Annotated in this window: 11 protein-coding genes and 1 riboswitch; of the genes, 1 reads left to right on the top strand and 10 read right to left on the bottom strand. The window is 57.2% G+C overall.

Features of this window, described 5'->3' with window-relative positions; translation table 11 throughout:
* Positions 1–171: 171 nt before the first annotated feature.
* Positions 172–278, bottom strand: a riboswitch (TPP riboswitch).
* A gap of 73 nt (positions 279–351) precedes the next feature.
* The 3 genes from LA5095_RS08300 to LA5095_RS08310 form a co-directional block, all read right to left on the bottom strand.
* Entirely contained in the window at positions 352–2,175 is a 1,824-nt protein-coding gene (locus LA5095_RS08300; protein WP_055113794.1) for a hypothetical protein, read from the bottom strand.
* 253 nt (positions 2,176–2,428) lie between these two features.
* Positions 2,429–3,721, bottom strand: coding sequence for an adenylosuccinate synthase (locus LA5095_RS08305; protein WP_055113796.1), 1,293 nt, complete (start codon positions 3,719–3,721; stop codon positions 2,429–2,431).
* A gap of 196 nt (positions 3,722–3,917) precedes the next feature.
* Positions 3,918–5,189: an MFS transporter gene (locus LA5095_RS08310; RefSeq protein WP_055113798.1), complete on the bottom strand. Its 1,272-nt coding sequence runs from the start codon at positions 5,187–5,189 to the stop codon at positions 3,918–3,920.
* A gap of 171 nt (positions 5,190–5,360) precedes the next feature.
* Here LA5095_RS08310 and LA5095_RS08315 point away from each other — a divergent pair, with 171 nt between their 5' ends.
* Positions 5,361–6,260 (top strand): DMT family transporter, encoded by a 900-nt coding sequence (locus tag LA5095_RS08315; protein ID WP_055113800.1) that lies wholly within the window; start codon positions 5,361–5,363, stop codon positions 6,258–6,260.
* Positions 6,261–6,417: 157 nt separating this feature from the next.
* Here the strand turns inward: LA5095_RS08315 and serA are convergent, their stop codons facing one another.
* From serA to ybgF, 7 genes are all read right to left on the bottom strand, one after another.
* Positions 6,418–8,004 carry a phosphoglycerate dehydrogenase gene (gene serA, locus LA5095_RS08320; protein ID WP_055113802.1) on the bottom strand — a complete coding sequence of 529 codons (1,587 nt, stop codon included), beginning with the start codon at positions 8,002–8,004 and terminating at the stop codon, positions 6,418–6,420.
* Positions 8,005–8,079: 75 nt separating this feature from the next.
* Entirely contained in the window at positions 8,080–9,258 is a 1,179-nt protein-coding gene (locus tag LA5095_RS08325) for a phosphoserine transaminase (RefSeq protein WP_055113804.1), read from the bottom strand.
* A gap of 159 nt (positions 9,259–9,417) precedes the next feature.
* Positions 9,418–10,218, bottom strand: a complete 801-nt coding sequence (locus tag LA5095_RS08330; RefSeq protein WP_055113806.1) for an outer membrane protein — start codon at positions 10,216–10,218, stop codon at positions 9,418–9,420.
* 220 nt (positions 10,219–10,438) lie between these two features.
* Positions 10,439–11,782, bottom strand: a complete 1,344-nt coding sequence (gene glmM, locus LA5095_RS08335; protein ID WP_055113808.1) for a phosphoglucosamine mutase — start codon at positions 11,780–11,782, stop codon at positions 10,439–10,441.
* Between the two features lie 170 nt (positions 11,783–11,952).
* On the bottom strand, positions 11,953–13,872 hold the full coding sequence (gene ftsH, locus LA5095_RS08340; RefSeq protein WP_055113810.1) for an ATP-dependent zinc metalloprotease FtsH: 1,920 nt from the start codon (positions 13,870–13,872) through the stop codon (positions 11,953–11,955).
* A gap of 168 nt (positions 13,873–14,040) precedes the next feature.
* Positions 14,041–15,417, bottom strand: a complete 1,377-nt coding sequence (gene tilS / locus LA5095_RS08345; RefSeq protein WP_158510356.1) for a tRNA lysidine(34) synthetase TilS — start codon at positions 15,415–15,417, stop codon at positions 14,041–14,043.
* Positions 15,401–16,363: a tol-pal system protein YbgF gene (gene ybgF, locus LA5095_RS08350; protein WP_055113814.1), complete on the bottom strand. Its 963-nt coding sequence runs from the start codon at positions 16,361–16,363 to the stop codon at positions 15,401–15,403. Before ybgF ends, tilS begins: the two co-directional genes overlap by 17 nt.
* Positions 16,364–16,526: the final 163 nt, after the last annotated feature.

Below are 16,526 nucleotides of genomic sequence, written 5' to 3' on the forward strand. Positions count from 1 at the left end.
GCTGCCCTTGCAGACAAGAACGCATAGGATCTCCCGTCTTCGGACTGGCGCACCGTGCGATGTCTCAAACGCACATAAATGCTCCAGCATTTAGAACGCGATCAACTTGGATGCCCGATCTTCGATCGGTTGTCCGTTGATCTTGCCGAAAATGACAATGGAGATCCGGGAATAGGCTAAGGATTCCGTCCCTTCGCCGGCATGACCCGGATCAGGTTCTAAGGGTTCGGCTCAAAGCCATCTCAGTTCCGTTAACCGGAACACCCCTCGGACCAAGGCGGAACATGCCTTGCCTGAACAAAAAAGGCAACCCGCCGTGCGATATCTTTTTTGGCTGATAGTCTCCGGGACTTAGCCGGCCTGCCAGTCGGTAACTGCCTTTTCGACAGCGACAGCGCCGTCGGGTCCCTTTTCAAGCGTAAGGATGCCGCGCTTGCCGTTCTCGTAGAGCATCGGGATATCGATCCAGCCCCGTTCACGCAAAAGATTCAGGTTGCGCTGCTGTTCGTTCGGAAGGTTCGACAAGGCGATCCAGAAAAATCCGGGTTGGACTTTCACGGACGCACCTATCAGGGCATCGCCCCGTGCTTCCTCCGTCGGTTTCATGACGAGGCCCGGAACATTCACAACATCTCCGGCCGCAAAACTCTCGGGGAAGTCATATTTTATTTCGACAAGATGACTTGCCGGCAAGGACGTGTCGTCATTCGGCTTGATGCGAATGTCAACCTTCACATCCCGTTCCGGAATATCAATTGAAGCAGTCAGCACGGACTGCCGCTGACCGTCCAGATTGGTTTCCTCTTCAAGGCCCCAGACAACAGCCCCCTGGGACGCGGTTCCCTCGCCACCGGTATCCTCGCCTTCTTCGTAGAGAATTGAGCGCTGCACGCCGTCGCTGGCGGCAAGACCGGCGGACGGCTCTTCCGGAGCAGCCTGTTCCGGCGCAATTGCCGCCAGGTTGTCCTGGGGAACGGCGAGAGGCGCATCATCACCAGTCGCGGAAGGCGATACAACGCTCGACTGCGGCTGAACGGGCGCTTCCGGCACCGGTTCAATCTGGGGATTTGTCACGATCGCCGGCGCGGAAGGAACCGGCTCCAGTCCCGTGGACTGGGGGGTGATGGTCGTTGTCGTCACGGTTCTCGCATCAGGCGCGATAACATCGTCTCCACCGCCGTCAAGGAGACGATCGGTGTTCTTTGAAGACTCGGGATCGTCGGCCGTTGCCCCGGAGGATGACGCCACTGGTGCATCTTCGGTCCGACCGGCACCTGTTGCCTGAGATTCACCTGTTTCGGTTTGCTGGCGATTGACGGAAACAAGATCGTCCAATGGAAGAAGGAAATAGGCACCGGCTCCCAGCAGAACGACGAGGAAAAGAACCCCCAGAGCGATCGGCAGGAAGCGGCCGGATGAAGATTTGCTTCTTAGTGCGTCCGATGCCGAAGGGCGCTCGCGCCGCGAACGGCCTTTCGGCGCAGGGGTTGCTTCAGGCTCGCCAGAATAGAGAGGCTTCTCGTCGGGCGCGTTTCCGCCGGCCTCTTCTGCAAACAACCCGGCATCATCCGGGCTTTTGTTTTCAAATATCGGTTCTTGGCGTGGTTCTGAGGCAGGCGTGGAATGGCCGGTGGAAGGCTCCACAACCTCCTTGACGGTTTGAACAGCCTGCGTGGCTGCGGTGCCAAGAGCCTCTGCTTCCGAAAGGGTCTCTTTCAGGGGAGAAGGAACGTCTTCTTCGACCGCGCCATGTGGCTCCGAATGTGGCTCAGGCGGCGATTGCTCCCCCGGTTGCGGTTCAGTCGCAACCGGTTCCGCGTATTCTTCGACTGCAGGTTCAGCTTGCTCGGGGTGCTCGGCAGCCTCCGGCGACGGGACTTCATCAACTGGAGCGGCAGGTTGCGGTGCCGGTGTTTCGACGCGAGGGGATGTCGCCACACTCGCAGGTGTCAAGCCCAGGCTTTCACGCGCTGCTTCCGCTTCGACTTTCCGGATCGCTTCTTCAAGGCGGAGTTGCTCCGCCGTGATTTCAGACGGAGAAAGAGGTGGCTCATATGCCTTGAGCTGATTGACAATAGCATTGCGCGCCCGGCTATAGACACTCCTGCGCGCGGCACCGTTGCTTTCGGGCAAAGACGCGATCGTTTTCTTCAATATTGAATAATAATCAGCCATCTTCCTGCCTACCGGCCATTTGCATGATTCTGTTCTGCTGGCCTGAGGTTCGTAATCACCTCAGGCTTATAGCAAGTTTTTGAAGACTGGCGCCAATTCTTCCTACCTGCTCGAAAACAGAACCCTGCAAAGCTCATTCCTACAACTGTCTATTGGACGGCTTTCAAGCTTGCGTCCAGCATCTCAATAACAGCGCATCGTGATTCGTGAAGCGTACACGCTGCGTAATATTGAGCTTTTTCGGTCACAGATCTCAATCCTGGAAAGGATTCTGCACAAGAATTGTGTCATCACGTTCCGGACTGGTCGACAGCAGCGCCACCGGTGCGCCGATCAATTCCTCAACATGGCGGACATATTTGATCGCCTGGGCAGGCAACTCTGCCCACGTGCGGGCGCCCTCCGTCGACTCCTTCCAGCCAGGCAGCGATTCGTAAATCGGAACAACCCTCTCCTGAGCACCCTGGGATGCCGGCAGATAATCGATCCGTTCGCCGTCAAGTTCATACCCGATACAGATCTTGATTTCATCAAGGCCATCCAGAACATCAAGCTTCGTCAACGCGATACCGTTGATGCCCGAAGTGCAGACGGTCTGGCGCACCAGAACCGCGTCGAACCAGCCACAGCGGCGGCGGCGACCGGTGACAGTGCCGAATTCATGGCCTCGCGTGCCGAGGAACTCACCGACCTCGTTTTCCTGCTCCGTTGGAAACGGCCCCTCGCCGACGCGGGTCGTATAGGCCTTCGTGATGCCGAGGACGAAATCGACCGAACCAGGACCCAGACCGCAACCAGTCGCGGCCTGGCCCGCAACCGTGTTTGACGACGTGACGAAGGGATAGGTGCCGTGATCAATATCCAGAAGGGCGCCCTGGGCACCTTCAAACAGGATGCGCTTGCCCTTGCGGCGAAGATCGTCCAGCAGATACCAGACCTTGTCCATGTAAGGCAGCACCTTGTCCGCCACGCTGGCGAGTTCGTCATAGATTGCCTGTGCGGAAATTTCATCCTGACCCAACCCACGACGTAGCGCGTTGTGATGCGTCAGCAGGCGATCGATTTTCGCCGGCAGCGTCGTCAGGTTCTTCAGGTCCATCAGACGGATTGCGCGACGGCCGACCTTGTCTTCGTACGCCGGTCCGATACCCCGTTTCGTCGTGCCGATCCGAGTGCCGCTGTTTGAATTCTCGCGCAGGGCATCCAGTTCCCGATGGATAGACAGAATGAGCGTTGCGTTCTCGGCAACGCGCAGGGTTTCCGGTGTAACCACGACACCTTGCTTGCCAAGCCGTTCGACCTCTTCTGCAAGTGCGTGCGGGTCGAGCACGACACCATTGCCGATGACCGACAGCTTGCCTTCGCGTGCAACTCCGGACGGCAATAGAGAAAGCTTGTAGCTGACGCCATCGATGACAAGCGTGTGTCCGGCGTTGTGTCCGCCCTGGAATCTCACGATGACATCGGCCTGTTCCGACAACCAGTCGACAATCTTGCCTTTGCCTTCGTCACCCCATTGCGAACCGACAACAACCACATTCGCCATCTAGTCTTTGCTCTCCTGAAAGCTGCTTCTGCATCACCTGGACAATCCGGTGTGTCGACACGACAAGCCCCGGCGAAGCTGACCGGGGCAAACGGCGCGGACTATAGACAGGTTTCCCCGCGCATGCGAGTCTTCGACGCCAAAATATGGTGCGGCCGAACGCATTTGGACACCGCTTATAAGCAGGTCTTTGGCTTTATTTTGGCGGCGCAGGCTTCTCATCCGTTTTTTCACTGCGTGCGAGCCGGTTAATCATTGGTGATGTCCTGAGCAGCCAGACGAATCGACGCCGCTGGTCGGCAGGAACGGCTTCGCGGCGGAACATCCGGATTACGATAAACAGGACCAGCATCAGATGCAGGGTGGCGGTATAAACGAAGAATGCCGCCGGGCCGAAGGAACCCATCAGCAAGGATGCGACAAATGGCCCGATCATCGCCCCAACTCCAAAGGCAAGCATGGTTCCGGCGGCGATATCGATGAATTGGCCCGGCTGGGCATGATCATTGGCATGTGCCGCAGACAGGGAATAAAGTGGCAGCGCGAAGCCACCGAAGAAAAAGACACCGACGAACAGATCTGCCTGCGACACCGATCGGGAGATAAACAGACAGGCAAGTCCGGCGCCGATCGTGAAGACGATCAGCACCAGGCGACGGTCCAGGCGATCGGAGACCCATCCCGCCGGATATTGAAAAATCGCCCCGGCAAAAACCCAGATCGCAATGAAGGCAGCGACGGTTTCCAGGCCCAGCCCAATGCTTTCGGCGTAGATTGGCCCGATCATTCGGAAAGCCCCGTTTGTCAGTCCGATCGTGAAAATGCCCACCATGGCGACCGGCGAGACGCGCCAGAGCATCAGCGGATTGACGATTTTTGCCGGTGGTGCCGGCGGGTTCCCGCCACGGGCCAGGGAAATCGGCACAACCGCAAAGCAAAAAAGGACGGCAAGAACCATAAGGATATCGGTGCCGGTTGCCCCGAACGCCGGCAGCATAAACTGCCCGCCCATGACTGCTCCGAGATCAACGATCCTGTATATCGAGAGAATTCGTCCGCGCGATGCGTTGGAGGCCATCGAGTTCAACCAGCTCTCCAGAACCATTGCCGTTCCGCAAAACGCCGCTCCGCTGACAAAACGGGCAAGCATCCAGGGCCAGCCGGCCGGCGCAAAGGCGATGGCAAGAACCGCAATCGCACTGACTGAAGCAAGCGCTGCAAACACGCGGATATGACCCGCCCGGGCAATCAGGTAGGGGGTAAAGAGTACACCCGAAATCAAACCCGCATAGTAAAGTGATCCAAGCAGGCCGATAAGGCCGTCGGGCAGTCCTTCCACCTTCGCCCTCACCGCTATCATGGTCATCGCAAGACCGTTCGCCGCCAGCAGGCAGGCTGCAGCGATCAGCAGTGGAGCGAGTCGACCGGCAAGAGAGGTTTCTCTGGCTGACTGGACAATCTGTGTCATGGGAGACAGGCTTTCTGAATCCGCCTGAAGTATCGAAAGGCGTGATGTACACTTTGCCAGACTGTGACTTCGGTGCAAGCCACCAAACCGAACCTATTCTCACTTTTCGGGTGTCTGCCCCTCCGCTGTCGTGATAATCCGGGTCGGTCTTCAAAGTGTCAGGGTAACTCGATGCCTCTTCGAAACTGGGTAATGCTGGTCGTTCTTGGAACGATTTGGGGCGGTTCGTTCTTGTTCGCCAAGGTTGCCGTCGCCGAAATTCCGCCATTTGTGCTGGTATTTTTCCGGGTTTCCAGTGCCTGCGCGGTTCTCCTGCTCGTGCTCTGGTATCAGAAACTTCTACGGAAGCTCTCTTTCGAACTTGCAATCCCCTTTCTGATCATGGGTATCCTGAACAACGCGATCCCGTTTTCACTCCTCTTTCTCGGGCAGACCGAAATCGGTGCAGGACTGGCATCTATCCTGAACGCGACAACACCAATATTCACCGTTGTTGTCGCAGGAGTGCTGGTGAAGCAGGAGACCTTGAGCGCGAACAAGATCGGTGGTGTGCTTCTGGGGGTAATCGGGGTTGCTGTCATGCTGTCGAGCAGCTTGTCCGGTGTTGCCAATGACCCGGTCTGGGCGCAGTTGAGTTGCCTTGGAGCGGCTGTTTCATATGCCTGCGCGGCAACATACGCACGCCGTTTCAAGGCGGTACAGCCTCAGGTCGCCGCCACTGGTCAGCTTCTTGGCTCGAGCCTGATCATGCTGCCGATTGCACTTTACTTCGGCACAGGCTGGACCGCCTCCGGCACGAGCTTGACCGCCTGGGCAAATGTTCTGGCACTTGGTGTTTTCGCCACGGCGTTGGCCTATCTCATCTTTTTCCAGTTGCTGAGCGATGCGGGAGCGACCAATGCATCGCTGGTCACGCTGATTGTCCCGGCAAGCGCACTCTTCTTCGGTTGGCTGATCCTCGGTGAAAATCTCAGCGCGCTGCAACTCGGCGGGTTCGCGATTCTTTTGGTCGGGTTGATTGTACTCGACGGGCGGATCCTGCGCCGGAACAGCCGGCAAGTTCCAGAATAAACCTGAGCGGTGGGAGGTACCAAGCGTCGACCGGAAGAAAGACCACACGTTCCAGGCTGTTGGGTTGTCGAAATAGGCTACTCCGGCCTATCACGCCGGGTTTGTCGAGCTGAGCCCGACAAACCCGAATGCATTGAAAGCGCGTTTGGCAGGGAAACTAGAATCTCAATGTCTTTACCTGTTTCACGTGGGAAACGGCTTCCAGTCTCGCCATCACGTCGGCCGACACATCATTGTCGATCTCCACGAGGCAGATCGCATCTGCGCCTGGTGCGAGCCGGCCCAGATTGAAAGTTGCAATGTTGACGCCGCTGTCGCCGAGTTCCATCCCCAGGTGGCCGATGAAACCGGGCTTGTCCTCGTTGGTGATGTAGAGCATGTGCTCACCAAGCTCGGCTTCCATGTTGATGCCTTTCACCTGGATGATCCGCGGCTTGCCGTCCGCAAAGACGGTTCCGGCAACGGACCGTTCCTGGCGTTCAGTGACCACCGTCAAACGGATATAGGTCTCGTAGGCACCCTGCTTTTCGCGCCGGATTTCCTCAACCTTGATACCGCGATCCTTAGCCAGGATGGGAGCGGAGACCATGTTGACGGTCTGCAACAGAGGTGTCAGCAGTCCGGTAAGCGCTGCGGCCGTCAAGGCCTGCACGTTCATTTCTGCCACGGCACCGGCATATTCGAGCTTGACGCCCTCGATACCTGTTTCCGTCAACTGACCGGCAAAGGAGCCAAGCTGCTCAGCCAACCGGACGAATGGAGCAAGCTTGGGTGCCTCTTCGGCGGTGATCGACGGCATGTTGATCGCATTGCGAACGGCGCCGTCGAGCAGATAATCACACATCTGCTCAGCGACCTGCAGCGCCACGTTCTCCTGGGCTTCGGACGTCGACGCACCCAGATGCGGCGTGGAAACGAAGTTCTTCGCACCAAACAGCACATTGTCCTTTGCAGGCTCCTCGACAAAGACATCGAAGGCCGCGCCGGCAAGTTTGCCTTCGTCCAGCGCTTTTCGGACAGCAGCTTCATCTGCCAGACCACCCCGGGCACAGTTGATCAGGTAGGATCCGGTTCTTATCTTGGCAATCGAGTCGGCGTTGATGATGTTGCGGGTCTTGTCGGTCAGCGGCGTATGCAGCGTGATGAAGTCGGATCGGCCGAAAAGGTCGTCAAGCTCAACCTTCTCGACACCAAGGGAGACTGCTCTTTCCGGTGTCAGAAAGGGATCGTAAGCGATCACCTTCATCCTGAGACCGATGGCCCTGTCCGCGACAATGGAACCGATGTTGCCGCATCCGACGAGCCCGAGGGTCTTGCCGGTAAGTTCACGCCCCATGAAGCGGGATTTTTCCCACTTTCCCGATTGTGTCGAAGCGTCCGCTGCCGGGATCTGCCTCGCCACGGACATCATCATGGAGATCGCATGTTCAGCGGTAGTGATGGCATTGCCGAACGGCGTGTTCATGACGATGATACCGCGCGCCGTCGCTTTGGGGATATCGACATTGTCGACGCCGATTCCCGCGCGGCCGACAACCTTCAGATTGTCCGCTGCAGCAATGATTTTCTCCGTCACCTTTGTTGCGGAGCGGATCGCCAGGCCATCATACTGGCCGATGATGTCAAGCAGCCGTTCCTTGTCCTTGCCCACGTCGGGCAGAAAGTCCGCATCGATACCCCGATCCTTGAAGATCTGAACGGCAGCAGGTGAAAGCTTGTCTGAAATGAGTACTTTGGGCGCCATGTGAGCGTCTCCTTGAATGCAAATGCGATCCGGGCAGCAGGCCGCCCGGCAGATTTTCATGAGAGGAGAAAATGCTCAGGCAGCCTGAGACAGATTCGCTTTTTCAGCGGCGTAGGCCCAGTCGAGCCAGGTCGTCAACGCTTTGAGATCATCCGTCTCGATCGTGGCTCCGGCCCAGACACGCAGGCCTGACGGCGCATCCCTGTAAGCGCCGATGTCATAAGCCACTCCTTCCAGATCAAGACGCGAAGTGATTGCTTTCGCAAAGGCAGCCTGACGGCCATCGTCAAGTGCGAGAATGTCGGGATCGACAACCTTCAGGCAAACCGAAGTGTTGGAACGGGTTTCACGGTCGACGGCAAGAAAGTCCGCCCAGCGGCTTTCGGCAACCCAGTCCGCAAACACGCGCAGGTTAGCGTCAGCCCGCGCACGCAATCCGGACAGCCCGCCAATACCGTCGGCCCATTTCAGTGCGTCGAGATAATCTTCCACGCAAAGCATCGACGGCGTGTTGATGGTCTCGCCCCTGAAAACGCCCTCAATCAGCTTGCCGGCCTTTGTCAGTCGGAAGATCTTCGGCAGTGGCCAGGACGGCGTATAGGTTTCAAGGCGTTCGACGGCCCGCGGGCTCAATATCAGGACACCGTGTGCGGCCTCTCCGCCCAGAACCTTCTGCCAGGAGAAGGTGACGACATCCAGTTTGTCAAAGGCAAGGTCCTGCGCAAAGGCGGCGGACGTCGCATCGCAGATCGTCAGCCCCTGCCTGTCGGCCGGTATCCATTCGCCGTTTGGCACACGCACGCCGGAAGTGGTGCCGTTCCAGGTAAAGACAACATCATTGGTGAAATCAACGGTGGACAGGTCCGGCAACTCTCCGTACGGAGCGTCAAGAACTCTCGCATTCTCGAGTTTGAGTTGCTTGATCACGTCGGTCACCCAGCCTGCGCCGAAGCTTTCCCAGGCCAGCATGTCGACACCACGGGCGCCGAGCAGCGACCAGAGCGCCATCTCAACGGCGCCAGTATCTGACGCAGGCACGATACCGATGCGATAGTCTTCCGGGACTTCCAGAATTTTTCGGGTCAGGTTTATCGCTTCGGCCAGCTTGGCCTTGCCGGGTTTCGCCCTGTGAGAGCGGCCGAGCGGAGCATCGGAAAGCCATTCAAGCGACCAGCCGGGGCGCTTGGAACAGGGACCGGACGAAAAATTGGGATTGGCCGGACGCACGTCCGGCTTGGCGGTAAAATCAGTCATATCTGTCTACCCTCGCAGATAGTTGCCCCTCGTTGGGGAGGGGTGTCCCACTTGCGGGAATAGGACTTTATCCGTGCCTGGTCAATTCAAATCCGGTTCAGACGCAAAAAGGCCGGTCTGAACGACCGGCCTTTTCTAAGTGTGTTTGTGCAGTCCTGATCAGAAGTTGCTCTGGATCGGACCTTGCGGCTCGTAATAGACCGGGCCGGCAGGTGCACGTGTTGAATTAAATGTATAGCGGGCACCAAGACGGAACTCGTGAGCGGACAGATCTTCATACTCGATGCGGGCCGTCTGACCTGCGGTCGTGAAACTCTTGGAATGTGCATCCCCGATATTCAAGTAACGGTATCCGCCATCAAGGGCCAAATTCGGAGTGATGTCATAGGCCGCACCTGCCATAAGCGCCCAGGCAAAATTCCATTTGCCGTCACTCTCATAAGTGCCGGTCGATCCGTCGGGATTACGAAAGTTGATATCGCTTGTCGATACGTAAGATGCACCAATACCTGCACCGACATAAGGCGTGAATCGGTTCCAGGTAGCAATATCGATGTAGCCATTCACCATGAAGGTCCAGACATCTATATCTGCTTTTTCGACTGAGTAAAATGGTGTACCGCACGTTCCCGTACAATCTGCTTTGGCGCTGACTTCGGTTGGGAATTCATAGTCAATCGTGAAATCTGCCCGCAAATGATCACTGAATTTGTAACCAACACCGGCACCGATCATGAACGTTCCGTCCATTTCTTCATCGAAGAAATCCAGCGTCCCGTATTTGATGTCAGGCGCTTGATAGATCTTGTAGCCAATGTCACCACGAAGATACCAACCACCGACGGCGGGCACTTCGGGAATATGCTCAATGACCGGAGCCGGCAGATCCGCGGCATAGCCTGCGGTGGAAAGCGCGACTGCAAAGCCGGTCAAAGACAGACGCTTGAAAAATGAGTTCATGTCCTCGTCCTCTTCCAGTGAGCGTCCGCTTGTCGGGTGCCGGACACATCAAACTTGAAGGCATACTGACGGGAATTCATTAAAGGTCGCTTAACTCTGTTCTTTAACCGAGTTTTTTTACCTTAAGGAACCTTTAACGCGAATTTACATCTGCAAGTAGTTAAAAAAAGCCACCCTTTCGAGGTGGCTTTAATCGAAGATTTTTACTTGCATTTTTGTCTCAGGCAGCAACGGACGCCACGACGCCGGCTATGTCGTCCACGACCTCATTGACAAGATCCGCATCATCACCTTCCGCCATGACACGGATGAGAGGCTCTGTTCCGGAAGCACGGATTACCAGGCGGCCTGCGGCTCCGAGGCGGGCTTCCCCTTCCTCAATCGCGGATTTGACCTGGTCCTGTTCAAGCGGCTTTCCGCTGCTGTAACGCACATTTTTCAGGATTTGCGGAACTGGCTCAAAACGGCGGCAAACCTCGGATACGGGCCTGTCCTGATCCTTCACGCAGGCCAGAACCTGCAACGCAGCGATCAGCCCGTCGCCTGTCGTGGCGAAATCCGACAAGACGATATGGCCGGACTGTTCCCCTCCGACGTTGAAGCCGTTGGCACGCATGTGTTCAACCACGTACCGGTCACCAACCTTGGTTCGGGCAAGATCCAGTCCGATGCTGCCCAGATATCGCTCAAGTCCCAGGTTCGACATCACGGTCGCGACGATCCCGGAACCGGAAAGCCTGTCATTGGCATGCCAGGACTGGGCCACAACAGCCATCAATTGGTCGCCGTCAACCTGTCGGCCGTTTTCGTCAACGATGATGACCCGGTCCGCATCCCCGTCGAGGGCAATACCGATATCGGCCCGGACTTCGTGCACCTTTCTGGAAAGAGCATGGGTCGAGGTCGATCCGCACTCCTTGTTGATGTTGAAGCCATCCGGCGTTACTCCCATGGAGATGACGTCGGCGCCAAGTTCCCAGAGTGCTTCCGGTGCAACCTTGTAGGCCGCACCGTTGGCGCAATCGATCACGACGCGAAGACCTTCAAGGCTCATTTCCCGCGGCAGGGTGCGCTTTGCGAATTCGATATAGCGTTGTTGGGCGCCGTCTATACGCTTTGCACGTCCAAGATCGCGCGTTCCCGCAAGACGGGATGTCAGATCGGTCTCGATAAGGTCCTCGATCTGCCGTTCGATATCATCACTGAGCTTGAAACCGTCAGGTCCGAAAAACTTGATGCCGTTGTCATGGAAGGCATTGTGCGACGCTGAGATCATCACACCGAGATCTGTCCGCAGCGACCGGGTCAGCATCGCGACCGCAGGCGTCGGCATTGGACCAAGCAGGAAAACATCCATTCCGACCGACGTGAATCCTGCAACCATGGCATATTCCAGCATGTATCCGGAAAGGCGCGTATCCTTGCCAATCACGACGCGATGACGATGACCGCCATTCTTGAATGCAAGACCAGCTGCCATGCCGACTTTCAATGCCATCTCGGCGGTCATGGGATAGGAGTTGGCCTGACCACGGATTCCGTCGGTACCGAAAAACTTGCGCATCTATCGAACCTGTCTGATCGGTTGCGTTGCGCCCTTTTAGCGCAAATGAAATGAAGCGTTATTCAAAATATGTGAGCAAATATTACTATTCACTGACGATCCGTACCATCAGCAAAAAAGCAGCCCGGCAATGCCGGGCTGCCTGATCTTGTACCTGATAGCAGAAAGGATCAGGACTGAGGCTGCGGCTCCATTCCGCCACTGGCCTCGTCACCACCTCGTTTGGCTCCGGCCGTGGGCACCGCAGACGAACGCCCGATCGGCTGGTCGTCATCGGTGTCGCGCACGGGCGGCTTGCCATCAAGAAGGTCCTTGATCTCGTCTCCGGACAGGGTTTCGTATTCCAGAAGACCTTTCGCGATCGTATGGAGCTGATCTTCATGGTCGCCCAGGATCTTGTTCGCGGTTTCATATCCCTGATTGACGAAGGACTTGATCTCCGCATCAACGATTTTCTGGGTCTCATCGGAGACATTCTGGTTCTTCGCAACCGAATGGCCGAGGAAAACCTCTTCCTGGTTCTCTCCGTAGAGCAGCGGACCCAGCTTGTCGGACATCCCGAACTGCGTGGCCATTGCACGGGCAAGCTTGGTTGCCATCTGGATATCACCCGTCGCGCCGGAGGTAACCTTTTCGTAGCCGAAGATCATTTCTTCTGCGACCCGGCCACCCATGGCAACGGCAAGGTCGGCCTTGCACTTGGCACGCGTCAAAGACACCTGATCCTTTTCCGGAAGACGCATCACCATGCCAAGCGCTCGTCCGCGAGGAATGATGGTCGCCTTGTGGATAGGATCGGAGGCGTCCTGATGAAGCGCAACGAGTGCGTGGCCCGCCTCGTGATAGGCCGTCAGTTTCTTCTCTTCCTCGGTCATGACCAGAGTGCGGCGTTCGGCGCCCATCATCACCTTGTCTTTGGCGTCTTCGAATTCGGCCATCGTGACAAGCCGCTTGGACCGGCGTGCCGCCAGGAGAGCTGCCTCGTTGACGAGGTTCATCAGATCCGCACCGGAAAAACCGGGGGTGCCGCGCGCCAGAGTTCTGACGTCCACGTCAGGTGCCAGCGGAACCTTGCGCATATGAACCTTGAGGATCTTCTCGCGGCCTGTGATATCCGGGTTCGGCACGACAATCTGACGATCAAAACGGCCCGGACGCAGCAGCGCCGGATCGAGAACGTCAGGTCGGTTGGTCGCCGCGATGATGATGATGCCTTCGTTGGGCTCGAACCCGTCCATCTCAACCAGCAGCTGGTTCAATGTCTGTTCGCGTTCGTCGTTACCCCCGCCGAGGCCAGCGCCGCGGTGACGGCCCACGGCATCGATTTCGTCGATGAAGATGATGCAGGGAGCGTTTTTCTTGGCCTGTTCGAACATGTCGCGAACACGCGATGCGCCCACGCCAACGAACATTTCCACGAAATCGGAACCGGAAATCGTGAAGAACGGTACGTTTGCTTCACCCGCAACGGCACGCGCTGTCAGCGTTTTACCGGTCCCTGGAGGACCAACAAGCAGCACGCCGCGCGGAATACGGCCGCCCAGGCGCTGGAATTTTTGCGGATCGCGCAGAAACTCGACGATCTCCTGAAGATCTTCCTTGGCTTCGTCGATGCCCGCAACGTCTTCAAAGGTGATCCGTCCGTGCGCCTCGGTCAGCAGTTTGGCCTTCGATTTGCCGAAACCCATCGCCTTGCCGCCCGACCCTTGCATCTGGCGCATCACGAAGATCCAGATACCCAGAATGATCAGCATCGGCAGCCAGGAGAACAGGGCGCTCAGCAATGGAGAATTTTCAGCCGGCGGAGTGGCCTTGATCAGGACGCCCTTGCCGCGAAGTTCGTCGACATACTGGGCCCCGTCCGGCGCATAGGTCTGGAAGGCTCCACCGCTGTTATACAGACCGGTGATCTTCTGTTCCTGAATTGTCACGGATCTGACTTCGCCATTGTCGACCTGTCTCATGAAATCGGAATAGGCGATGTCATTGGTTGCACCCTGTTGCGCAGGGCTTTGAAACAGCTGGAACAATGCGATCAAAAGCAGGGCGATTATCACCCAAAGAGCAAAGTTGCGAAAATGTGCGTTCATTTCGTTCCCTTAACCGCCCAACGCGTCATACTGCACGCGGTTACAATTCCTCAGAGCGTAGATAGGTCGCCCAGAGCCCGCTGCCAAGGCGGTGCGCCATAATGCGCATATGCGCTGACTAATTTGTTAAGCCCGGACGTCTATCAGAAGATTGACAAGAGGAAAACTCTAGATTTCCCCGCAAACGTCCCCAATGTCCCGACTGTTGTCCGATAATTTACCCCGGATCGGCAATCTCGCCAAATCCAAGGTGCAGCTATGGTTATTTTTACCCGGTTGAACAGGAAGTGATGCAGATTGGGTGAAAATGAGACCATCCGGTGACCAGACAACCGGCGAGCAATCAAATGCCGCTTTCGGCCAGCCTTCAGGCCAGACAAAGTCCGCCGCGCCCGCCGGAGCATGACACAAGGGACCAAGTCGCAATCCGTCCGGTTCGTCGATGCTCTGCCGATCAGCCAGCACGGAATAGGCGAAACGGTGGTCCCAGATACCCTGCCTGTCGAATTCGCTGAGCGTCATCGGAGGGACCCGGCCGGGTTCACGCCAGCACCAGATCGTTTCGGCACCTGCTTCGAACATCGTTCCGCAAAGCGACTGGCGGAGACTTTCACCGCAATTCAGGGCGGCATCCAGGGACTGCAGCTTTGCCAGGCGCGGCCTCGCCCGAACGCCTGTGACATGTGTCATGATCTCGTTGAGAAGCCGCAAACGCAGATCAACGGGAAACGCGGCAAAAACCTCTCTGTTCAGTCTTGCAGGTCCTGCCGGATGGAATTCGACCTTCCTCGACACGATATCCCGAACGGCGAATTCAAGTGCATCGCGAGACCGTCGAATGTGTGCTGCGGTCTCCGCGACGCGCTCCACCGACAGGCCCTCTTCGTTCAGCAGACCGAGGATGTTCCTGAGTCTGCTTCGTTTGTACTTCATGTCGAGATTGGAAGGATCCGTGCACCAGTCCTGGCCGCGTTCGCGCAAACTGGCTTCCAGACGCAATTTCCTGACGCTCAGGAAAGGACGCAACAAACGCAACCCCTCCGGCCCGTCGCGTTCATCGGCAGCCATTGCGCTCAATCCGGAAATGCCGCTTCCGCGTGTCAGTCGGTCAAGGAATGTCTCGGCCTGGTCGTCAAGGTGATGCCCGAGCAGGAGCGCCTCGGCACCGGTCGCCTTCATTCGTCGGGCGATCAGGCAATAGCGGGCCGTTCTCGCCGCCTCCTGGACATTGCTTTGCGGCTTTTCGCCTTCCCATCGGAGCACTGATGCTGCGTATCCGCTTCGTTTCGCGACATCGACCACGAAACGGGCTTCCGCATCACTCTCCTGACGGAGGCCGTGATTGACAACAATGACTTCCGCGCGACCCTTCCAGGAGACCCGCCGGCTCCATTCGCCGAACAGTACCAAGAGACAAAGGGAGTCGGCTCCGCCGGACACCGCAAGAGAAAGATTGGAAAAGGAATTCAGTCCGGAAAAGAGCGCGTCGACGGCATCATCAGGGAGCCCGGGCATCTCGACCGGTTGGTCAGGAACATTGCGCACGGAGGCGTTCGTCCCGCGCTTCTGACAGAACTGCCGGCGCTGCATCAGGATACTTGTTCAAAAGTTCGGAAAATGTCGCACATGCGGCGGCGGACTGCCCAAGTCCACGCAGCGAGACGCCCAGCTTCAGAAGGCTGTCCGGGCTTTTGCTGTTACCGGGAAAATCCGTATAGGTTTTCAGGAAGGCATCTGCCGCTCCGCGATAATCCTGTTGCGCCAGAAGGCTTTCGCCGAGCCAGTACTGGGCATTGGGAGTGAGATCACTGTCGGGATATGTTTCCAGAAATGTTCTGAAGCCCCGTTCAGCGTTTGAATAATCACCGTTGACTGCAAGCGAATAGGCTTCGTCGTAGTCCGACCTCGGATCTCCGCTTCCAATGATACCTGCAATCGCGTCGTCATCGGTGGCAAGATTTGGGTCGGGTGCAAGGTCAAGGCCGGCCCCGGGGACCGTCTCAAGCCCCTTGGCCAACTGTTCCAGATTGATCGGCCCGTCGGAGGGCAATCCGCCGCCGTTTTCATATCCGCCTGTATCGGACCAGTTTCCATCGCCGGATCCGTTTGCCGAAAGAGTTGCCAGTCCGCCGTCAGGTGTGACCAGATTTCCGCCCTGGGGTGTGCCATCGGCGGCAAGCCCCGGAGCCGTGCTGCCTGGAGCACTGCTTGGCTCAAGCCCGGATCTTTTTCCTGGTGTCCCGCCTTCCAGCTGTTGAAACCGATACTCGTTGTCTTCCTGCATGCGGCGCATCTGATCCTGCATTTCCCGCATCTGGAAGGACAGTTGCTCGATCTGTCCTGTCAGCGCCCGTATCCGTTCTTCAAGCTGACCGATCCTGACGGATGAATCGTCTTTTTTCCGCCCGAACAACTGAGCCTCGGACGGTGTGGCCGCAATGGTCAAAACCAGCGCCAGAAAGATACTTGCAAGTGCCTTGTAATTCTGCATTCGGTCCTCCGGTTCAGAGACTCACGAGCACGAAACTTCGAAACCGCCCTTCAAGCGGGCCAGGTGCACGATTGCTCGTCAGCCCCTCATGCGTGAAGTCTTAACATGCCCGGCTCTGCACTCAAGGGCACAGAGCGCCCGGACTTCGGCTAAATTTTGACAA

This window comes from Roseibium album, assembly GCF_001404515.1.
In the GTDB taxonomy this organism is placed as follows: domain Bacteria; phylum Pseudomonadota; class Alphaproteobacteria; order Rhizobiales; family Stappiaceae; genus Roseibium; species Roseibium album.